Here is a 21,743-nt window from a genome sequence, read left to right as displayed (position 1 = left end):
AAGGCATTACAGCAGGGGTTCCATTTCCAATAGGATCTGTTCGCACCACTGCTGCATGCGGTCTTCACTCATGTCGTATTGGTTCACATCATCCAGCGCCAGGCCGACAAAGTGTTTGCCGTCGGCGCTCAGCGGTTTAGGGCTGGTGAACTCAAAGCCGTCGATGGGCCAGAAGCCAATAAACTGTACGCCGAGCGGGGCGATATGATCGTGCAGCATGCCGAGTGCATCGAGGAACCATTCGCCGTAACCGAGTTGATCGCCCATGCCATACATGGCAACGATTTTCCCTTTCAAATCCAGCGTGGTCAACTGTGGCCAAATTGCTTCCCAGTCTTCCTGCAGCTCACCGAAGTCCCAGGTGGGGATGCCGAGGATCAGGATGGAGTACTCTTCCATCAGCTTGGGAGAGACGTCTTTCAGGTTGTGCAGGTCGACCAGGTCTTCACCCAGAATCTCACGGATTTTTTCTGCCGCCATCTCGGTGTAGCAGGTGCTGGAGCCGTAAAACAGACCAATCTTCATGTGTAAACCGTTTATATTGCCGTAGGTAGAATTGCGTCGAGTATACCCGATTTGTACCGGTTTAAGGCATAATGCCTGTGGCATAAACGTAACAAAGAGAGGACCGCGTGCAACAGCAAGATCATGCGTTGATTGAGCAATTCCTGGATGCGCTGTGGCTCGAACGCAATCTGGCAGAGAATACGCTGGCCTCTTACCGGCTGGATCTGCAGGCGCTGGTCGCCTGGCTGAACCAACAAAACATTTCGCTGGTAAAGGCGCAGGCGCTGGATCTGCAGGCGTTTCTCGCCGAACGGGTGGAGGGCGGCTACAAAGCTACCAGCTCCGCGCGTTTGCTGAGCGCGATGCGCCGCCTGTTCCAATATTTGTACCGTGAAAATATGCGCACCGACGATCCCACCGCGCTGCTTGCCTCACCTAAGCTGCCGCAGCGGCTGCCGAAAGATCTCAGCGAAGCGCAGGTCGATGCGTTGCTGCAGGCCCCCTGTGTCGATCAGCCCCTGGAACTGCGTGATAAGGCGATGCTGGAAGTGTTGTACGCCACCGGGTTGCGGGTCTCCGAACTGGTCGGGTTGACCATCAGCGACGTCAGTCTGCGCCAGGGCGTGGTGCGGGTGATAGGTAAAGGTAACAAGGAACGGCTGGTGCCGCTGGGTGAAGAGGCGGTGTACTGGATCGAAAATTATCTGGAACACGGCCGCCCGTGGATGGTCAACGGCCAGGCGCTGGACGTGTTGTTTCCCAGCAATCGTTGCCAGCAAATGACCCGACAGACGTTCTGGCATCGTATCAAACACTATGCGATCCTAGCGGGTATAGACAGCGAGAGGCTGTCGCCGCACGTGTTGCGTCACGCATTTGCCACCCATTTGCTGAACCATGGGGCGGATCTTCGTGTCGTACAGATGTTGCTGGGACATAGCGATCTCTCGACCACGCAAATTTATACGCATGTAGCGACCGAAAGGCTTAAACAGCTACATCAACAGCACCACCCGCGTGCCTGACACGCCGGGTTCAAAAGGATTGGAAGAATGAAGAAAGGTTTAATGCTGCTCTCTCTGCTGGTGGCTTCTGTGACCGGCGCGGCCCATGCCGACGATGCGGCAATTCAAAAAGCGCTTGGCAGCCTGGGCATTCAGCAGGCGGACGTGCAGCCTTCACCGGTGAACGGCCTGAAAACTGTGCTGACCGATAACGGCGTTCTGTACGTGAGCGAAGACGGCAAACACATTCTGCAAGGCCCGCTGTACGACGTCAGTGGCAAAGAGCCGGTCAACGTCACCAATCAACTGCTGACCGGCAAATTGGAAGCGCTGAAAGATCAGATGATCGTTTATAAAGCGCCGAAGCAAAAGCACGTGATCACCGTTTTTACCGATATCACCTGCGGCTATTGCCACAAACTTCACGAGCAGATGAAAGAGTATAACGATCTGGGCATTACCGTCCGCTATCTGGCGTTTCCGCGTCAGGGGTTGAATTCCCAGGCCGAAAAAGACATGCAGTCCATCTGGTGTACCGCTGATAAAGCCAAAGCTTTCGACCAGGCAATGAAAGGCGACGCAGTATCCCCGGCAACCTGTAAAACCGACATCAGCAAACACTACGCGCTCGGCGTGCAGTTCGGCATTCAGGGTACCCCGGCGATCATTTTGGAAAACGGCATGATGATCCCAGGTTATCAGGGACCGAAAGAGATGGCCGCCATGCTGGACGCACATCAGACCGCAACTAAAACCGGTGGTTAATCGCCGGTGAGCATCAAAACACAACTTCGCCGCCGTGAAACGGCGGACGGCAGCCATTTGCCTGCCAGCCTGCATCCGCTGCTGCGCCGTTTATACGCGCTGCGCGGTGTGAAGGCGGAGCAGGAGCTGGAGCGCAGCGTCAAAGGCATGCTGCCCTGGCAGCAGCTGGACGGTATTGATACCGCTGTGGGGATCCTGCAACAGGCATTGGCCGATCATCGTCGCATCATGGTGGTGGGGGATTTCGACGCTGATGGCGCCACCAGTACCGCCCTGACGGTGCTGGCGCTGCGCAGTATGGGGGGCAGTGCCGTCGACTATCTGGTGCCCAATCGCTTTGAGGACGGCTACGGCCTGAGCCCCGAAGTGGTGGAGCAAGCGGCGACGCGCGGTGCCGAGCTGATCCTGACCGTGGATAACGGCATCTCTTCCCACGCGGGCGTCGATGTGGCGCACGCTAAAGGCATTCAGGTGCTGGTGACCGACCACCACCTGCCGGGAGAAACCCTGCCGGCAGCGGAGGCGATCGTCAACCCGAACCTGCGCGGCTGCGAGTTTCCGTCCAAATCCCTGGCCGGCGTCGGGGTGGCTTTCTACCTGATGCTGGCGCTGCGTGCCCGGCTGCGGGACAGCGGCTGGTTTGAACAACGGGCGCTGGCGATGCCAAATCTGGCCGAACTGTTGGATCTGGTGGCGCTAGGTACGGTTGCCGACGTGGTACCGCTCGACGCCAACAACCGCATTTTGGTGTATCAGGGCCTGAACCGTATTCGCGCCGGCAAGTGCAGACCGGGCATTCGTGCGCTGCTGGAAGTGGCTAATCGCGACGCGCGTCAGCTGGCGGCCAACGATCTTGGTTTTGCATTGGGGCCGCGCCTCAATGCTGCCGGGCGGCTGGACGATATGTCGGTTGGCGTGGCGCTGCTGCTGAGCGACGATATTGCACAGGCACGTATGCTGGCGAACGATCTGGATGCGCTTAACCTGACGCGGCGCGAGATTGAGCAAGGCATGCAGGTTGAAGCCTTGCAGCTGTGCGACCAACTGGAACGCAGCAGCACCGCCTTGCCGTACGGGCTGGCGATGTACCATCCGGAATGGCATCAGGGCGTGGTGGGGATTTTGGCTTCACGCATCAAGGAACGCTTCCATCGCCCGGTGATCGCGTTCGCGCCGGCGGGCGAGGGCATTTTGAAAGGCTCCGGCCGTTCGATAGCCGGTCTGCACATGCGCGATGCGCTGGAGCGGCTGGATACGCTCAATCCTGGGCTAATGATGAAGTTCGGTGGCCACGCCATGGCGGCCGGACTGTCGTTGGAAGAGGCCAAATTCGACGAGTTCCGCCAGCGCTTTGGCGATCTGGTCGGAGAATGGCTTGATCCGGCGATGCTGGAAGGGGTTATCTGGTCTGACGGTGAGCTGGCCTTGCAAGAGCTTTCGCTGGAAACCGCCGAGCTGTTGCGTGAGGGCGGCCCCTGGGGGCAGGCCTTCCCGGAGCCGACCTTTGACGGCAAGTTTCGCATTTTGCAACAGCGGTTGGTGGGTGAAAAACACCTGAAGCTGATGGTCGAGCCGCTCGGTGGCGGACCGCTGCTTGACGGTATCGCCTTCAACGTGGATACCACGCTGTGGCCAGACAGCAGCGTGCGTGAGGTCGAACTGGCTTACAAACTCGACGTCAATGAGTTTCGCGGCAACCGCAACGTGCAGCTGTTGATTCAGCATCTCTGGCCGCGTTGATTCGCACTTCCCTTTAGCCGGGGTTAGCCTGCCTCGCCCCGGCCACATTTCTTGCCCACAAAAACTGAGCAACTCGCTATAAACTGACGCCTGGATCCGATAGAATTACCGGTTCTAATGGCATTTCGCCATCGACGACATCTAACGAAAAAGAACGCTAAAAACCATGTTTGAAATTAATCCGGTAAAAAACCGTATTCAGGACCTGTCCGAGCGGACTGCCGTTCTTAGGGGGTATCTTTGACTATGATGCCAAGAAAGAACGCCTAGAAGAAGTCAACGCGGAGCTGGAACAGCCTGACGTCTGGAACGAACCCGAGCGCGCACAGGCGCTGGGTAAAGAGCGCGCGGCGCTCGAAGCCATCGTTGAAACCATCGACCAACTGGAGCAAGGTGGCGAAGATGTCACCGGCCTGCTGGAATTGGCGGTGGAAGCCGACGATGAAGAAACCTTTAACGAAGCCGTCATTGAGCTTGATCAACTGTCTGCCAAGCTGGAGCAACTAGAATTTCGTCGTATGTTCTCTGGTGAATACGACAGTGCTGATTGCTACCTGGACATCCAGGCAGGCTCCGGCGGTACCGAAGCGCAAGACTGGGCCAGCATGTTGCTGCGCATGTACCTGCGCTGGGCCGAAGCCAAAGGCTTTAAAACGGAAGTGATTGAAGAGTCCGACGGCGACGTCGCGGGGCTGAAATCCGCCACCATCAAGATTATCGGCGACTATGCGTTTGGCTGGTTGCGTACTGAAACCGGCGTACATCGCCTGGTGCGCAAGAGCCCGTTCGACTCCGGTGGCCGTCGTCATACCTCCTTCAGTTCGGTGTTTATCTACCCGGAAGTGGAAGACGACATTGATATTGAAATCAATCCGGCGGATCTGCGTATCGACGTATATCGCGCTTCCGGTGCGGGTGGTCAGCACGTAAACAAAACCGAGTCGGCGGTGCGTATTACCCACTTGCCGACCAACATCGTAGTGCAGTGCCAGAACGACCGTTCTCAGCATAAGAACAAGGATCAAGCGTTCAAACAGCTGCGTGCCAAGCTGTATGAGTTTGAGATGCAAAAGAAAAATGCTGATAAACAGATGATGGAAGACAACAAGTCGGACATCGGTTGGGGCAGCCAAATCCGTTCATACGTGCTGGATGATTCCCGCATCAAGGATTTGCGCACTAACGTTGAAACGCGCAACACGCAGGCCGTATTAGATGGCGACCTGGATAAATTCATTGAGGCAAGTTTGAAAGCCGGGTTATAAGGAACAGAAATGTCTGAGCAACAACCACAAGGCGCCGATCAGGCGTTGGATCTCAATAACGAGTTGCAGTCACGCCGTGAGAAACTGGCTGCGCTGCGCGAGAACGGCATTGCGTTCCCGAATGATTTTCGTCGTGACAACACGTCAGACAAGCTGCATGCAGCGTACGGCGAAAAAGACAACGAAGAGCTGGAAGCGCTGGGCGTAGAAGTCACAGTAGCCGGCCGCATGATGACGCGCCGTATTATGGGTAAAGCGTCATTTGTCACGCTGCAGGACGTTGGCGGTCGTATCCAGCTGTACGTTGCGCGCGACGATCTGGCGGAAGGCGTTTACAACGAACAATTCAAGAAGTGGGACCTGGGCGATATCGTTGGCGCGCGCGGCAAGCTGTTCAAGACCAAGACCGGCGAGCTGTCCATCCACTGCACCGAACTGCGTCTGCTGACCAAGGCCCTGCGCCCGCTGCCGGACAAGTTCCATGGTCTGGCGGATCAGGAAACCCGTTACCGTCAGCGTTACCTGGATCTGATCGCCAACGACGAATCGCGCAAGACCTTCCAGGTGCGCTCTCAGATCATGGCGGCAATGCGTAACTTCATGGTGGAGCGCGGCTTCATGGAAGTCGAAACTCCTATGATGCAGGTGATCCCTGGCGGTGCTTCCGCACGTCCGTTTGTGACACACCACAATGCGCTGGACATCGATATGTACCTGCGTATCGCGCCAGAGCTGTACCTGAAGCGTCTGGTCGTCGGCGGTTTCGAGCGTGTGTTCGAGATCAACCGTAACTTCCGTAACGAAGGCGTTTCTCCGCGTCATAACCCAGAGTTCACCATGATGGAACTCTACATGGCTTACGCGGATTACAAAGATCTGATCGAACTGACCGAATCCCTGTTCCGTACCCTGACCCAGAAAGTGCTGGGTAACACTCAGGTACAGTACGGTGATGAAGTGTTCGACTTCGGTAAGCCGTTTGAAAAGCTGACCATGACCGAAGCGATCAAAAAATACCGTCCGGAAACCGATCTGGCCGATCTGGCTGACATGGGCAAAGCGGTTGCTATCGCCGAATCCATTGGCATCAAGGTTGAGAAGAGCTGGGGCCTGGGTCGCGTAGTGACCGAGATCTTCGAAGAAGTGGCGGAAAGCCATCTGATTCAACCGACCTTCATTACTGAATACCCGGCGGAAGTATCCCCGCTGGCACGTCGTAATGATAACAACCCGGAAATCACCGACCGCTTCGAGTTCTTTATCGGCGGCCGTGAAATCGGTAACGGCTTCTCCGAGCTGAATGACGCAGAAGACCAGGCGCAGCGCTTCGCTGACCAGGCTAATGCGAAAGACGCCGGCGATGATGAAGCCATGTTCTACGACGAAGACTACGTCACTGCGCTGGAGCACGGTTTACCGCCAACTGCAGGCCTGGGTATCGGTATCGACCGTATGGTAATGCTGTTCACTAACAGCCACACCATCCGTGACGTGATCCTGTTCCCGGCCATGCGCCCGCAGAAATAACGTTTCACAGAGTAAATATCAACCGGTGCAGGTAACTGCGCCGGTTTTTTTTGTCCGTTGGGCAGGATAAGAAGCCTATGGCTGCTAACTGCTTAAAACATCAGCAGTTACATGCTATCTCCGCTTGCCCGGCCGGGATAACCGGTTATAATGACTGCCGCACACCGATGCGGGTGTAGTTCAATGGTAGAACGGCAGCTTCCCAAGCTGCATACGAGGGTTCGATTCCCTTCACCCGCTCCAAGCCTTTCTGTTAGCGTTTTCTCGTTATAAATAATCAAATCAAAAAGTGCTCGAATTTTCAGCTACCAACCAAGGTATCCAAGAAATTGTCCATCGCTTTTGTGGCTTGGTGTGGTTCAGGGAATATATTAAACCCTTAACGGTCGTTCTATTGTCTTACCGCGATAGTCCAACAAGAACAACATATCGTGCCATCGGTTCTAAACTCTCCCAAAACATAATAAATCACAGCATCTAACATCGATGCTCTTTTTTTCAAGGACATACAGCTCGCAGAATTGTCTGCCGGTAGGTTATGTGAAATGTGCTTACTTTTAGCACCAGAGGCAAAATAAAATGGCTCCTCAGTGGGCCTGATTCGCCAATGCCGACATACGCAATGATAACTTTAGCTCTTTCAGAGAGAAGATGTGTATATCGCCCGAGCTGCTCATCCTGCGCCAAGACGATACTCCGACCTTACCGTTCCTGGTGGGGACTAAGAAATGTTCACAAAATAAACTAGAGTATCGGATCCAATATCTTATAAACCTGAATTCGGTCGAGTTTCAAGGATGAATATGTGTTGGTGAATGTCTATAAAAAGTGTATTTTAAATTATTATAAGATTGTTTTAAAAGTAATTTTAGCATGAGTTAAAATGTAAAAAATAGTGCGGCGCGAGTGTCGCTCATCTTTGATTTTTTTCGTGTATTTTTATGCGGAGTTTTGACTACAACCAAGAGTTGTAGATTTCCTCCTTAAAAAGATGCTAAGTCACGCACATTGAAAATTAGTGGCACCACTCTCTTACAAACTAGCTTATAGTATCCATGCTACATAGCTGGAAAGCTTATATTAGTTTAGTAAAAACCACGAGTCAGTTATTGTTTGCCGTTTCGCTTTATTGTGAGAAAAACGATATGGACACTGAAAGAAAGGATATCTTAAATTGACCAATCCTAAACTGAATCCGCCCTGCACTGGTTGGCAAGAGGATCTTCCGCCCCCCAATTTAGCTCCGACAGTCCCGCCGACCATTTGGAGAAATGCGACAAATCACCTCGACTCCTATTATTTAGAGTTATCTCGTGTGGCATTCCGCGCACGAGGGCTACTGCTCTGCATGGGACTATTTTTGCTTACATGGCTAATAGTATCCAACATTGGACCGGTTTCCTTTTTCCATGCAGAAAAAGCGTCGATCTTTTTTGCCGGCCTAGTGAGCACCATAATATGTTTTTGGATTGCTTTGGCCGTAATTAGATTGGACATATCTCCTCCTCGCGACTTACCCATTCGTTTTAACAGGGCTCGGCAGCGCATCTATGCCTACAATTTCAAGTACCGCTGGTGGAACCCTTTCGAACGCTGGCAAGTGGTGCCAGTGGCTTACGACTGGTCACAGGTGCGTGCGGAGCGCTGGAAGAAGCGCGGTATGACAGCTCACGGCGCCATCATCATCAAATGGGGAGTGGTGTTGTCCATCGTAAAGCCGGGAACTAATGATGTCATCGACCGCTTCCCTCTGAGCACTATGGGCGCCGACGAATTTGCCTGGGCTTACATCTGCACCTATATGCAACAAGGGCCCGGTGCGTTGCCACCATCTGAACTATCCCGCGACCACAATGATGTGCCCTGGTACAACCTCGCTCTGCGACTAGCACCGAAGGTGAAGTGGCCTATCGAGATGGACCACGAGTCGAGAACCACACCGTGAGAGTTGGGCGTACGCAGGGCGCTGTTGAATAATTCGTGACGCCGAGCTTATTTTTCGCAAGAACCAAATGCACTCCGGTGCGACTGAGTGCGGAGCCTTTGGTGACTGGTGACTGGTGTCTTAGCATGGCGGTTCCGCCGACTACTTTCGATTTTCTTTGTCGTTGAGGCCATTCGATTCACTTGGATTGAATAACAGATCGATGTCGTATTATATTCTTTTCAATTTGTTGGGCATTAGTAATTTTTAAGATTGGTGTTTCGTTAAGGGGTGTAATAATGACAATGCTCCTCCTTGTTGTTTTCCCATAAATAAGTTGGCGGTCAAAGGAACTTTGTATAATTACATGGGAGGTATCGGATGTGGCAAGAAGTGACTTATTAAATTAAGTGTTTTTAATGCTGGTGCAATCACCTTCTTACGTTTAATAGACGCGCTGGATGTATTCGTAATTATATTTATCAATGGAGAGAAAAACGGGCGGTGGTATCACCGCCCATTTTGCATGGCTGATATATGACATGAAAGCTAAGGGGTTTATCCAAAGTGGTCAATCAATAGAGCCAGAATTTAATCTAATATTGTTATTTTTCCTAGTGTGAAATAGGGTGGTATTTAAAGTTAAAATGTGAATTCATCGCTATTTATTTCGTGGGTTAATATGCCTCGCAGGGGTGTAAATACCTGCTGAAATACACGTGAGTTTTATTCTGTTTTAACCTGATATTGCAGAGTTCATTTCTAGTGAGACCTCTTGTTGATCTAATGGTTCTCGCTTGTCGATACCCATACCAAAGTTTTTCAAACTTAAGTCTAGGTTTTGTATTAATATATCATCATCACGTAGACATATAATATATGCATTCTCAAAAGGTAAAATGTTAACTAATCTTACGCCATGCGGTTTTAGATAATGGTTTATATGTTCTAACCAAGGAATGTAATATGGTATATCGTACGGATCAATAGTAGATTCTGACCAATCAATATTATCAATCAGAGTGAAAATAAAATCATTTGGTTCAACGGGTAGTGTAATGTTTTGTAGTGTTTCAAAATCTGGAATATAACCGTTGTACTCTTTCCACTCCTCATAGATTATCAAGTTTTGTTTGCTCAGGTTCTCATATAACCAATGTAATATAGTATCAGGATCAAAGGTTTTTGGTGAGCTGGAGCTCAGAGACTCTGTATTGCATTCTGGGATGCATAGTCCTATGTTTTCTATCAGGTTTTGTATCTTTTTCATTATTACTTCCTTGTGTTGCTTGTCGGATTAATTACAACTTTATTTTATTATTGCATGTCAATAATGGTCATTTTTTTATAAGTTTCTACTTTTTTCTCCAAGGTTATGACTCCTATTGTTATTATTTAAGGCTAACGTAATTCTTTATTGATACTAAGTTTTTTTAACAGCACATGACTGTTTTGTAAGGTGTATCTAGATTGAAGTATCGGCAATGGCTAAGTTTATAGTAATTTCCCTAAATCCAGTTTATCGATGTGGTTTTTATTTTTATATGAAATATAGATATGGTTTTCCTGTGGGTGGCCTTTATCTAACTTGTTCATATCAATAATTTTCCTGCGCTGTTTCATGATGTTCTATATTATCAATACATGTGTTTTTATTCCTTGCTAGAGCAAGATTAAAGTCCTTAAAATTGTTCATGAAATTATCATTGTTAGGACAAGGTTTACTTCCGGCTGAATGCTTTTTAAATTGAATTTTGCCAAGTTGCTTTTCTTCGCGTTTGTTCTGTCAATGATATCATGAGTCATTCTTAGTGTTACATGATGTTTTAATGTTTATAATAAAACGAATTTTTTATCTTCTTATATGTCAGGTACAGAGCGTACAGCTTAAAAATAATTTTATTGTAATACAAATTTGGGGTTTTATACTTTGTAACGTTTAAATTCTTTTGTTTTTTAATGTTTTATCTATTAATGTCTCTGTTTGTGATTAGTAATGCTGGAAATTAATACTTGGCATTTATTTACTGAGGTCCGGTTAGCGATCTTGAAAGGTATCGTTGCTGCTATTTTATGCTGCGCTCATCGGTAAACATCTATGCGTAACCGATTTGAATAAGAGCCGCAACGTCGAGGCTTAAGTTCGCCATAGGACATGCGGATAACAAATGGGAGAGGGCTATTTCTCAATATCTCATTTTTTTCATAGGTGTACAGCTAGCGTAAGCTAAGAACGACTCGACGAGTTTATGTCGCAAGCATAGTGTTTTTGGCCTCATAGGCTAAAAAAAAAGAAAAATCAGAATTAAATCCTGTGGGTTTGACTGTTGAGTGTTTATTTTCTTCTGGAACAATTAATTGTATTACAGGTTTGATGTTTTCAATCGTATTTAGCTATGTGCATTGGTTTCATTTTTAACTTTGTAAATGTTTTGCCATACTCTGTTTCATATAGGACTGGCGAAAATATTCGCTGCTTCACTTAGGGAAAAGGAGCAATATCCGAATGAAAAAAATGCAAATAACTGCCTGTGCGTTGACCGTGTTGACTATTACATCTTTGCCCTCCTATGCAAAAGACATAGAGGTAAAGGTTGCTGGTACTATTACCCCATCGGGCTGCACCCCAACGCTGTCTGGTGATGGTGCTATTGATTATGGCATGATCAAATCTGACTCTTTGACGTTGGACGCTTACACTACGTTAGAACAAAAAAAATTGGCGTTAACCATTACTTGCGATGCACCGGTGAAGTTGGCGCTGGAGGCAAAAAATGGACGACCCAATACGCTGGCTGGCGTTGCTACTGAAGATGCGATATCTGGTGCGGCTCTCTCTCCAGTAGGTGGTTTAAATGGGTCGAGGGGAGCACCGGCAGTAGTGGGTCTTGGGCTCAGTAACTCAGCTCGTATCGGCGGATACGCGATCCACTTTGGGACAAGGGTAGGAGCTATACCCATCACACGTAAGGGGGAGGCTGGGAAATGGACTAACGGTAATGGTGATAGTGGTGAAGATAACTTCTATAGCATCGGTGTTAAACGTCAGCTTTCGTGGATGAAGGCATGGGGCTCGATCCCTGAGCCTGATGCCATCAAAAACGTAACCATAGACTTAAAGGTGCAAGCCTATATCAATAAAGCTTCTGAATTGGATCTGACTAAACCGGTCATCTTGGATGGTTTGACCACCCTTGAATTGATTTATCTGTAAGTCATACTTTTCGATTTAGTATTGGTTTGCGGTGGGGGATATTTCATCAGGCTGATTATAAGTGCCGTTGTTAACTGCATAGAGAATAATTTATTTATTTCCATGTTTGGTCTATTATATAAGAAAATCCGTTTGAAAATAATCAGGAGTTTTCCTGTGTTTGGGTTGCATCAGAACATGCCGCCCCACATCCTTTGAACTGCCACAAAGCAGCCAAAAATGCAGCTCGACATTGCGTTTAAAATTAAGATTTATCATCGCGTTACGTTTATGCTGGCTGATGGTTTTTTCGCTCAGATTGAGTTTCCGTGAAATCAAAATGTTGGGTAGGCCTAAAGAGAGATAATGAATGACTTCATACTCTCTGGTTGAGAACCTGGCGAATCGGGAGGCATAACCAACATCGCAGCGATTTCTTTTATTTTTAATGACATTGGATAATATGACGCGGCCGAAGGTTTATAATAAAGCCGCTACACTTTTGTTGCGAGAGATATGAGTGAATTTCTTCCGGCGACTTGAGTGGGAAGCTGGTGCTGCTATTGGTTCATCATCGATCAAGAAAACCAGCGGGCAGCAAGTTTTTGCCTGTGAATACAGATAATGAGGCAGAGTACTTTCGCTTGGGTTGGCTGCCAGGAGGATGATGTCGACCACTCTGTACTCGAAGGCATTTTCAGTAAAATGCACATTCACATTTTTTGAGCGAAAATAGTTTTCTAACGCCAATTGGATGACATGTGTGAAGTAGCGATTTTTATCTGATAAAAATACGGTTATAGATTCTCCGAACATAAGCTTCCCTAGCAGTAAATGTTATTTCCCATATCAGCACACATTAGGGTTATCATTGGCTAGCAGGGGGGGGTAGCTATTAATGATAAGTCTGAATTATGCTTTGTTTGACGATTATATCGTTAGTTATTTTGGGTGTGACTATGTGTTTTAATTTCAATAAAAAACGGAGATTTTATCCTTTTTAGGATTATGTGATGGACATTAAGTTCGTAAAGAATTTTCTTGTAATACAAAGTTTGATTTTTGTTCGTTGGTTTGTATTTAATTTCTTGTTGCTATTTGCCGTTTTTTATCTCTTTGTTTCGGTGGTTATTATTGATGCATGAAGAATCACTCCCTTTCTTTACTGAGTTAACATATGGATTATCTTTTGAAAGGCTTTCGTGACAGCCCTTGCCTGCTGAATTGGTACAGGTCAATTTTCTGAGTAAGACGCATTGCTTGCAGGATCAAAACCGCCATAAGTCATATGAATAACAAATGGGCGTAAGGCGAATCTTCAGTATCTGACACTTTTCACGTTCACGACGCTGTGGTGAGCCCAGGATGGCTCTGCGATTTTATGTCGCAAGCACGATGATTCTGGTCTCATAGACTGAAAAGTAAAAAAAAATCAGAATTAAATTCCACGAAAATGACTGTTTTATGTTTTTTTTCATTAGGAACAATTGATTGTATTACAAGATTGATGTTTTCAATCGTATTTGATTTTGTGTGTTGGTTTCATTTTTAACTTTGTAAATGTTTTGCCATACTCTGTTTCATATAGGAATGGCGAAAATATTCGCTGCTTCACTTAAGGAAAAGGAGCAATATCCGAATGAAAAAAATGCAAATAACTGCCTGTGCGTTGGCCGTGTTGACTATTACATCGTTGCCCTCCTATGCAAAAGACATAGAGGTAAAGGTTGCTGGTACTATTACCCCATCGGGCTGTACCCCAACGCTGCCTGGTGATGGTGCTATTGATTATGGCATTATCAACTCTGATTCTTTGACGTTGGACGCTTACACTAAGTTAGAACGAAAAGATTTGGTGTTAACCATTACTTGCGATGCACCGGTGAAGTTGGCGCTGGAGGCAAAAAATGGACGACCCAATACGCTGGCTGGTGTTGCTACTGAAGATGCGATATCAGGTGCGGCTCTCTCTCCAGTAGGTGGTTTAAATGGGTCGAGGGGAGCACCGGCAGTAGTGGGTCTTGGGCTCAGTAACTCAGCTCGTATCGGCGGATACGCGATCCACTTTGGGTCAGGGGTAGGAGCTATATCCATCACACGTGAGGGGGAGGCTGGGAAATGGACTAATGGTAGTGGTGATAGTGGTGAATATAACTTCTATAGCATCGGTGTTAAACGTCAGCTTTCGTGGATGAAGGCGTGGGGCTCTTCCCCTGAGCCTGATGCCTTCAAAAACTTAACCATAAATTTAAGGGTGCAAGCCTATATCAATAAAGCTTCTGAATTGGATCTGACTAAACCGGTCATCTTGGACGGTTTGACCACCCTTGAATTGATTTATCTGTAAGTCATACTTTTCGATTTAGTATTGATTTGCGGTGGGGGATATTTCATCAGGCTGATTATAAGCGATGTTTCACGCGAGGTTTGAAGAGTTTAAGGCTGGTTCGCTGGCATTGAATGAAAAACCATTGGCAGTTGTGCCACTCCAGGGTAAGTGGCACTAAAGACCAGTAATAACCGTCGAATATTGTCGCGTATACTCGTGACGTTCCATACTGCCCTATACCCGATATTCTGGCCAAAGCGCTTCAGATTACGTACAACCATCGCTAGCTTGAAGTGCTGATCGGCAGTATAAACCTCTTCCTCGATAAGAAACCCATTGCACTCATTTCGTTGGAGCCACATGGCGTATTCGTATAGAGTCATAGGAAGCTCAGTTTTTACCTCGGGGATTCGCCGACTTTCATAAAGTGTTCATAGGGTGACTTGCCAGATATCACTTTATCAAATAAATGCCCGTACTCGAAAAATACGGGCTGCTTATCTCTGCTGTTTATTTTAATGTTTTTAGTGACTCTAAAACTCAAACCCGCCAACCTTCTACGTGACAATATTCTTTTCCGGACAAATTTTTTCACTTCCTGCTGGATGATTTGAAAATTGAATTTGGCCGAAGCGCTTTCAACCGATATATCGCAATAGCATTTATGTGAATCTGCCAGGCTCTTACTGAGTATCTTATTCTCTCCCCGTCTGATTGTGAACTCAGCTTGCTCTGGCAGGGTATCGTTGTCGGTTAACAGCAGTTGATGCTTTCCGCCTTTTGGCTCTCCTGTGTCTTCGCTCGGAGGAGTATTAGGCGATGGGCGGTCATCTTGAGTAGAGTTCCACACCGCAGGAATAGCAGACACGTTAATCATTTTCAAAAGTGAAGGCAGCAGCGCCAGTAATAATAGTAACATGCTGATTGAACCAAGCAGGGTTGCGCGGTTTAGCATCACTTTTTGCTTTCCTTCAACTTGCTTTGACCTGCCTTCTGCTGCGTTGCTGTTGAGTTGTCTATTATCCGTTTACTTTTAATTGAACAATCAGAAAAACCGATAGGTGACGTTGTTAACTGCATAGAGAAAAATGCATTTATTTCCATGTTTGGTCTATTATTTGAGCAAAGACGTTTGAAAATAATCATGAATTTTCCTGTGCTTGGGTTACATCAGAACATGCCGCCCCACATCCTTTAAACCGCCACAAAGCAGCCAAAAATGCAGCTCGGCATTGCGTTTAAATTTCAGCTTTCGCATCGCGTTACGTTTATGCTGGCTGATGGTTTTTTCGCTCAGGTTCAGTTTCCGTGAAATCAAAATGTTGGGTAGGCCTAAAGAGAGATAATGAATGACTTCATACTCTCTGGTAGAGAACCTGGCGAATCGGGAGGCATAACCAACATCGCAGCGATTTCTTTTATTTTGAATGACATTGGCTAATATGACGCGGTCGAAGGTCTCTAATAAAGCCGCTACACTTTTGTTGCGAGAGATATGAGTGAATTTCTTCCTGCCACTTGAGTGGGAAGCTGGTGCTGCTATTCGTTCATCATCGATCAAGAAAACCAGCGGGCAGCAAGCTTTTGCCTGTGAATACAGATAATGAGGCAGAGTGCTTTCGCTTGGGTTGGCCGCCAGGAAGATGACGTCTGCCATTCTGTATTCGAAGGCATTTTCAGTAAAACGCACATTCACATTCTTTGATCGAAAATAGCTCTCTAACGCCAATTTGATGCCATGTGTGAAGTAGCGATTTTTATCTGATAAAAATACGGTTATAGATTCTCTGAACATAAGCTTCCCTAGCAGTAAGTGTCATTTCCCATATCAGCACACATTAGGGTTATCATTGGCCAGCAGGGTTGGTGATAGCTATCAATGATAAGTCTGAATTATGCTTTGCTTAACGATTATATCGCTAGTTATGTTTGGTGTGACTATGTATTTTAATACCAATAAAAAAACGGAGGTTTTATCCTTTTTAGGATTATGTGATGGACATTAAGTTCGTAAAGAATTTTCTTGTAATACAAAGTTGGAGTTTTGTTCGTTGGTTTGTATTTAATTTCTTGTTGCTATTTGTCGTTTTTTATCTCTTGGTTTCGGTGGTTATTATTGATGCATGAAGAATCACTCCCTTTCTTTACTGAGTTAGCATATGGATTATCTCTTGAAAGGCTTTCGTGACAGCCCTTGCCTGCTGAATTGGTGCAGGTCAATTTTCTGAGTAAGACGCCTTGCTCGCAGGATCAAAAACGCCATAAGTCATATGAATAACAAATGGGCGTAAGGCGAATCTTCAGTATCTGACACTTTTCACGTTCACGCAGCTGTGGTGAGCCCAGGACGGCTCTGCGATTTTATGTCGCAAGCACGATGATTCTGGTCTCATAGACTGAAAAGTATAAAAAATCAGAATTAAATCCCATAAAAATGGCTGTTTTATGTTTTTTTTCATTAGGAACAATTGATTGTATTACAAGATTGATGTTTTCAATCGTATTTGATTTTGTGTGTTGGTTTCGTTTTTAACTTTGTAAATATCTTGTCATACTCTGCCTCAAATGGGACTGGCGAAAATATCCGCTATTTGACTTAGGGAAAAGGAGCAATATCCGAATGAAAAAAATGCAAATAACCGCCTGTGCGTTGGCCGTGTTGACAATCACATCTTTGCCTTCGTTGGCAAAAGATATAGAAGTAAAGGTTACCGGTAGCGTTACGCCATCCGGCTGTACTCCTACGTTGACCAGTGATGGTACCGTTGATTATGGCATTATCAAATCTGATTCTTTGACGTTGGATGCTTACACTAAGTTAGAAAAAAAAGAGTTGGATTTAACCATTGCTTGCGATGCACCGGTGAAGTTGGCGCTAGAGACGAAGAATGGTCGTCCGAATACGCTGGCTGGCGTTGATACTGAAGATGCGGTATCTGGTGCGGGTCTTTCTCCTGTTAGTGGTTTAGTGAGTGGAGCAACGGCAGTAGTAGGTCTTGGGCTCAGTAACTCAGCACGTATCGGGGGATACGCGATCAGCGCCACGGGGCTTAAAGCAGACGGTAGCACTACTCCAATCATCACGCGAGGGGGGAGTGCAGGGAAGTGGACGGGGGAAGATAGTAGCCTCTATAGCGTTGGTGTTAAACGTCAGCTTTCGTGGATGCAGGGCATGGTCCAAGAGCCTGCGGCCTTCAAAAACTTAACCATAAACTTAACGGTGCAAGCCTATATCAATAAAGCTTCTGAATTGGATCTGACCAAACCGGTTATTTTGGATGGCTTGAGCACCATCGAGTTAGTGTACCTATAAGGTATATTTTCAACTCGATATTGGTTTCCTGAAAAGGATATTTCAGTGGGCTGATTATTAGTGATGCTTCCATATGGGTTTTTAATTTTAATTCCTTATTGGGTTAATTTTCTTGTGTATATTGACTTTATAATGGTTGATGGTGGCAATTGTTAATTTATTGGCCTGCAATACATATTTTCGATATGAAGAAAGGAATCATTTTATGATGAATAAGACAAAAGTAAATCTCTGTGTGTTGGCCGTATTGGCAGCCACTTCTCTGCCAGTTCTCGCCGCAAGTATAGATGTAAAGGTCATAGGGACTATTACGCCTGCGGCCTGTACGCCAATGGTCTCCGGTGGGGGCACTATTGATTACGGCACAATTAAAGCAGGGTCGCTGTCGCTGGACGAATTTACTGCTTTGGATGAGAAGCAGTTGGATCTTTCCATCAGTTGTGCAGCCCCAGCGAAAGTGGCTCTGAAAGCCACTAATAACCGTCCAAATACCGTGGCGGGGGCGACTACCGATGGGGCCGGTGGCGCCAGTCTGGTTAATATCTTTGGCAAAAGTAATGTGCCTATTGTGGGGTTGGGGCTTGATGGTACCCATCGTATCGGGGGATATGTCATCAAAATCGAAGATAGCAGCGTGATTGCAGATAGCAAGAATGTTGACAGTATCTATAAGAACGTTGGCGAAGCCTCTTGGACAAAAGGCGGCGAGGGTGTTTTATATAATGACACTGCCGTTCGTCAGGTATCTTGGGCTACCAGTGGTGCCTCCGAACCTGTCGCCTTCCAAAAACTCACCGGTAAAGTAACGGTACGAGCCTATATCAATAAAGCTTCCGATTTGGACCTGACCAAACCTGTGCAGTTAAACGGGTCGTCCACTATCGAGCTTGTTTACCTTTAACTCCTTTTAGCCGGGCGTGTGCGCTCGGCCATTGCCCCGCCCTCCGACGGGGCCTTTTTGCCCCTTTGGCCGCTGTATCGGATGTACCCTCAGCAACGGCCCTTTTTAATACGAATGGTGAAAATAATGACCCTTTCTTCCCTGTTTAATATTGGGGCGGTTTCCTTGCTGCTATTTTCTGCCAGCAGCCATGCAACCGGTATGGTGCCTGAGACTTCAGTAGTGGTGGTCGAACAAGATGATGGCGAAGGTGCAATTAACATTAAAAATACCGATGGCTTTCCGGTATTGCTGTTGACCACGCTGGAAAATATCAAAGATGATCCTGAAACCCTGGTGAGTGTTACCCCGCCAGCGGCGCGCGTTGAGCCAGGTAAAACCCAGCGCGTACGTTTTATTCTGACCAACAAAACGCCGCTGACAACTGAACGTCTGACACGCGTCATTTTTGAAGGTGTGCCGCCGCAGCAAAAAGGTAAAAATGAAGTACGCATGACAGTGCGTCAAAACCTGCCGGTTATTATCCGTCCAACAGGATTGGAAAGAGACCCTGCCCCCTGGAAGCGACTGGTCTGGAAGCAAAGTGGCAACAGCTTAATGGTTAATAATCCATCGCCTTACGTAGTGCGGCTGGGCCAGGGAGTGACAACGCTACCGGATAATACCCACTGGATGCTGCCTAACAGTTATGTTTTACCAGGCCAAACGTTCACGCTTACACCTGACGGTGGCAAGAAAGCTGGCGTCGGTCAGCAGGTTCGAATTTCTCCGGCCACCACTTGGGGCTATACCGTCAACAGCTATGATGCTGAATTAAGCCATTGACGGTGGGGCTGATGCGACACGACGATCACGTTAACGTATGGCCAACACTTTCAGTTCTGTCATTGGCTCTGTTGGCTGTATTGGCCACGACTTCGCCTGTGTTGGCTGCTGTGCCGGATGAACGAGCGGATGATGTTGAGTTTGATCACCAGGCAATGTTGGCGCGAGGCATTGATCCTAAGCTTGCCGAGTGGTTTCGTCAGTCGCCACGTTTTTTGCCTGGTGAATCCACTGTGGCCTTGACGATTAATGGCAACGCCCGGGGTAAGGTTAAAGTTCGTTTTGATCAGAGCGGAAAGTTGTGTGCCGATGAGGCCTTTCAGAAAGAGGCCGGCCTGATATCACCTCCTGGTTACAGTAAGAAAATCGCCTGTTTTGATCTGAAAACTGCCTGGCCTCAAACCGAAGTGAACCTTGAACCGGGCGAGGCTAGGGTTGATGTGGTGTTACCTCCAGAAGCAGTGATCGCTCCCGATATGGATAGAGGGAGTTGGAACCACGGCGGCTTTGCCGGCATGCTGAATTACGATGCACAGTATATGGATTCTGCCGGAGCCTCTGCGGGTACGAACTTTATGCAATTGGGGACGGAGGCCGGCTTTAATATCAGCGACTGGATTGTTCGTAGCCAACAGACTTTTTCCCGTTTCAATGGCAAAGATCAAATGCAGCATCAGGCAGCTTATGCGCAGCGCACTTTCTCGGGGATTAAAAAGGTATTTCAGGCCGGGCAGGTTAGTTTGTCCAACTCGATGTTTGGCACGGGGCAGGTGTTGGGGCTCCAGGTGTTCCCGGAGGCCGCCCTGCAAAGTAGTCGCGGTGGAGCGGGATTGGTCGAAGGTATTGCTGATAGTCAATCGGTAGTGGAAGTCCGTCAATCTGGCGTGTTGGTTTATAGCACTACCGTGCCTGCCGGGCCATTTCGCCTGCAGGGGTTCTCGTTGCTAAATACCCGTTCCGATCTGTTAGTGACGGTAACTGGCGGCAACGGTGAGAAGCGCCAGTTTTCCGTACCCGCTTCCACCCTGTTGATGAATGGGCCTGCTGTTGCTCCAGGAATGTCATTTGGCATCGGTAAGCTTGATCAGCAAGGTAGCAGCGAAGCACCGTTGATCGGTACTCTGGCTAACGGTTGGGTGCTTAATCCCTACACGGCCCTCAACGCGGGGTTGCTCGGTTCTTCACCTTATCGCGCAGCCGCCGTAGGCGTGGATAGTCAGCTGTTTAATGCTACGTTTCTTTCTATGCAAACCACTGCCGCGCAGGACGATACCCACGGCAACAAGGGGCTATCGGCTACTGCAGTGTTAAGCCATAAGCTAACAGAGCGCATTGGGGTTAGCGTCAATGCCGTTCAACAAACGTCTGGCTATCGAGATTTAAGTGATGCACTGCAAACCGATAGTTTGGATACTGCCGGTCGCAACAGAAACCAGTATGGCGGTGGCATCAGTTGGTCGCTGGCAAGCCTCGGCAACCTGTCTTTGTCTTGGGCCCGCAGCAGCACCTTTGCTGGCGATGCCACAAATTACGTACGCGGCGGTTGGAGTAAACAGTTTAATCGCGTTTACCTTGGTGCCACCCTGGATCACGATACCGGCAGCCGCAACAGCGATGCGGAAACTCGCCTGTATATCACGGTCAATATCCCATTTGGCGACAGCCGCAGCATCAGCAGCTACCTTAATAACAGCTCACGTAACGGCAGCCGCGGCGGAATGCGTTATAGCGATCGCGGCCAACAGGACGGGGGATGGAGCCTCTCCAGCGAACGTGATTTCCGCAATCGGCGCACATCCGCTACCGGCAGCATCGATAAGGTTACTCCGGTCAGCCAGCTAAGCGGCAGCATAAGCCAGGATTCGGACAACTACACGTCTTGGTCGGCACGTGCCTCGGGAGCCATTGTGGCTCACCCCCACGGCATTACGCTTTCTCCTTACCGTGTCAATGATACTTTCGGCATCGCTAAAGTTGGAGAAGAAGCCGGTGTTCGTCTGGACTCTCCAGCAGGCCCAATTTGGACTGATGGGCGCGGTTATGCGGTTCTGCCATCCCTTAGCGGATATAAGCGTTCCGCCATTCAGGTGGATACCCGCAGCCTGGCGAAAAATGTCGATATCAGCAATGCCTGGCAGGAGACTGAGGCGGCACGTGGTTCAGTGAGTTATGTCGATTTTCATGTGATACGCACTCGGCGGGTGTTAGTCGATGTTAAAGATGTCGAGAATAAACCTTTGCCTTACGGCGCTAGCGTATTTGATGCGGCTGGCAATTTTGTCACCGTAGTTGGCAACAAGGGGAGCGTATTTATTTCCGATGCGGCTGAATCCAACAAACTGGACGTGCAGGTTTCCGGTAAAACGATATGTTCATTTCCCCTTTCATTACCGGCACAGGCTGGCACCAGCGGCTTGTATGAAACTGCCGATGCAGTATGCCGCTGACAG

The 21,743-nt window shown here is 48.0% G+C and carries 19 protein-coding genes and 1 tRNA gene; 13 read left to right on the top strand and 7 right to left on the bottom strand.

Annotation, left to right across the window (positions count from 1 at the left end):
• Positions 1-6: 6 nt before the first annotated feature.
• A complete protein-coding gene (fldB, locus tag M495_RS19895) occupies positions 7-525 on the bottom strand; it encodes a flavodoxin FldB (protein WP_020828471.1) in 519 nt (172 codons plus the stop codon).
• 107 nt (positions 526-632) lie between these two features.
• Here fldB and xerD point away from each other — a divergent pair, with 107 nt between their 5' ends.
• The 7 genes from xerD to M495_RS25955 all read left to right on the top strand — a co-directional run bounded on the left by xerD (position 633) and on the right by M495_RS25955 (position 8,753).
• Positions 633-1,532, top strand: coding sequence for a site-specific tyrosine recombinase XerD (xerD, locus tag M495_RS19890; RefSeq protein ID WP_020828470.1), 900 nt, complete (start codon positions 633-635; stop codon positions 1,530-1,532).
• A 27-nt stretch (positions 1,533-1,559) separates the two neighbouring features.
• Positions 1,560-2,276 (top strand): bifunctional protein-disulfide isomerase/oxidoreductase DsbC, encoded by a 717-nt coding sequence (gene dsbC / locus M495_RS19885; RefSeq protein ID WP_020828469.1) that lies wholly within the window; start codon positions 1,560-1,562, stop codon positions 2,274-2,276.
• 6 nt (positions 2,277-2,282) lie between these two features.
• Positions 2,283-4,016, top strand: a complete 1,734-nt coding sequence (gene recJ / locus M495_RS19880; RefSeq protein ID WP_020828468.1) for a single-stranded-DNA-specific exonuclease RecJ — start codon at positions 2,283-2,285, stop codon at positions 4,014-4,016.
• A 166-nt stretch (positions 4,017-4,182) separates the two neighbouring features.
• Positions 4,183-5,281 (top strand): peptide chain release factor 2 gene (gene prfB, locus M495_RS19875; RefSeq protein WP_104410945.1). Its coding sequence is split into 2 segments (ribosomal slippage): positions 4,183-4,257 and positions 4,259-5,281, totalling 1,098 coding nucleotides; the frame shifts between segments, so codons are not numbered across the junction.
• A 9-nt stretch (positions 5,282-5,290) separates the two neighbouring features.
• On the top strand, positions 5,291-6,808 hold the full coding sequence (lysS, locus tag M495_RS19870) for a lysine--tRNA ligase (protein WP_020828465.1): 1,518 nt from the start codon (positions 5,291-5,293) through the stop codon (positions 6,806-6,808).
• A gap of 169 nt (positions 6,809-6,977) precedes the next feature.
• Positions 6,978-7,051 (top strand) — tRNA-Gly (locus tag M495_RS19865).
• A gap of 931 nt (positions 7,052-7,982) precedes the next feature.
• Positions 7,983-8,753 carry a DUF6708 domain-containing protein gene (locus M495_RS25955; protein ID WP_201766288.1) on the top strand — a complete coding sequence of 257 codons (771 nt, stop codon included), beginning with the start codon at positions 7,983-7,985 and terminating at the stop codon, positions 8,751-8,753.
• Positions 8,754-9,468: 715 nt separating this feature from the next.
• Here M495_RS25955 and M495_RS19855 read toward each other — a convergent pair.
• Positions 9,469-10,002 carry a hypothetical protein gene (locus M495_RS19855; protein ID WP_020828462.1) on the bottom strand — a complete coding sequence of 178 codons (534 nt, stop codon included), beginning with the start codon at positions 10,000-10,002 and terminating at the stop codon, positions 9,469-9,471.
• A 1,236-nt stretch (positions 10,003-11,238) separates the two neighbouring features.
• Here M495_RS19855 and M495_RS19850 point away from each other — a divergent pair.
• Entirely contained in the window at positions 11,239-11,946 is a 708-nt protein-coding gene (locus M495_RS19850; protein WP_020828460.1) for a DUF1120 domain-containing protein, read from the top strand.
• Between the two features lie 114 nt (positions 11,947-12,060).
• On the opposite strand, the gene M495_RS26215 is transcribed toward M495_RS19850, so the two are convergent.
• A complete protein-coding gene (locus M495_RS26215) occupies positions 12,061-12,375 on the bottom strand; it encodes a helix-turn-helix domain-containing protein (RefSeq protein WP_407694264.1) in 315 nt (104 codons plus the stop codon).
• A gap of 30 nt (positions 12,376-12,405) precedes the next feature.
• Positions 12,406-12,741, bottom strand: a complete 336-nt coding sequence (locus tag M495_RS25640; RefSeq protein ID WP_144079321.1) for a hypothetical protein — start codon at positions 12,739-12,741, stop codon at positions 12,406-12,408.
• A gap of 823 nt (positions 12,742-13,564) precedes the next feature.
• On the opposite strand from M495_RS25640, the gene M495_RS19845 reads away from it, so the two are divergent.
• Positions 13,565-14,272, top strand: a complete 708-nt coding sequence (locus M495_RS19845; RefSeq protein WP_020828457.1) for a DUF1120 domain-containing protein — start codon at positions 13,565-13,567, stop codon at positions 14,270-14,272.
• A gap of 379 nt (positions 14,273-14,651) precedes the next feature.
• Here M495_RS19845 and M495_RS19835 read toward each other — a convergent pair whose 3' ends face one another.
• The 3 genes from M495_RS19835 to M495_RS24705 are packed head-to-tail and all read right to left on the bottom strand — an operon-like array spanning position 14,652 to position 16,049.
• The gene (locus tag M495_RS19835) at positions 14,652-15,209 is read right to left on the bottom strand and encodes a hypothetical protein (RefSeq protein WP_020828455.1); all 558 of its coding nucleotides are present in this window, start codon (positions 15,207-15,209) and stop codon (positions 14,652-14,654) included.
• Positions 15,209-15,400 (bottom strand): hypothetical protein, encoded by a 192-nt coding sequence (locus M495_RS19830; RefSeq protein ID WP_020828454.1) that lies wholly within the window; start codon positions 15,398-15,400, stop codon positions 15,209-15,211. Before M495_RS19830 ends, M495_RS19835 begins: the two co-directional genes overlap by 1 nt.
• 19 nt (positions 15,401-15,419) lie before the next feature.
• Positions 15,420-16,049, bottom strand: a complete 630-nt coding sequence (locus tag M495_RS24705) for a helix-turn-helix transcriptional regulator (RefSeq protein ID WP_020828453.1) — start codon at positions 16,047-16,049, stop codon at positions 15,420-15,422.
• Between the two features lie 825 nt (positions 16,050-16,874).
• Here M495_RS24705 and M495_RS19820 point away from each other — a divergent pair.
• The 4 genes from M495_RS19820 to M495_RS19805 all read left to right on the top strand — a co-directional run bounded on the left by M495_RS19820 (position 16,875) and on the right by M495_RS19805 (position 21,740).
• The gene (locus M495_RS19820) at positions 16,875-17,567 is read left to right on the top strand and encodes a DUF1120 domain-containing protein (protein WP_020828451.1); all 693 of its coding nucleotides are present in this window, start codon (positions 16,875-16,877) and stop codon (positions 17,565-17,567) included.
• Positions 17,568-17,772: 205 nt separating this feature from the next.
• On the top strand, positions 17,773-18,468 hold the full coding sequence (locus tag M495_RS19815; protein ID WP_020828450.1) for a DUF1120 domain-containing protein: 696 nt from the start codon (positions 17,773-17,775) through the stop codon (positions 18,466-18,468).
• A 126-nt stretch (positions 18,469-18,594) separates the two neighbouring features.
• Positions 18,595-19,293 carry a fimbria/pilus chaperone family protein gene (locus tag M495_RS19810; RefSeq protein ID WP_020828449.1) on the top strand — a complete coding sequence of 233 codons (699 nt, stop codon included), beginning with the start codon at positions 18,595-18,597 and terminating at the stop codon, positions 19,291-19,293.
• A gap of 11 nt (positions 19,294-19,304) precedes the next feature.
• Positions 19,305-21,740, top strand: coding sequence for a fimbria/pilus outer membrane usher protein (locus M495_RS19805; protein WP_041415659.1), 2,436 nt, complete (start codon positions 19,305-19,307; stop codon positions 21,738-21,740).
• The last annotated feature ends 3 nt before the right edge of the window (positions 21,741-21,743 follow it).

This window comes from Serratia liquefaciens ATCC 27592 (assembly GCF_000422085.1).
Lineage (GTDB): Bacteria > Pseudomonadota > Gammaproteobacteria > Enterobacterales > Enterobacteriaceae > Serratia > Serratia liquefaciens.
The sequence above is the reverse complement of the archived record's forward strand: the minus strand, read 5'-3'. Positions and strand labels throughout refer to the sequence as shown.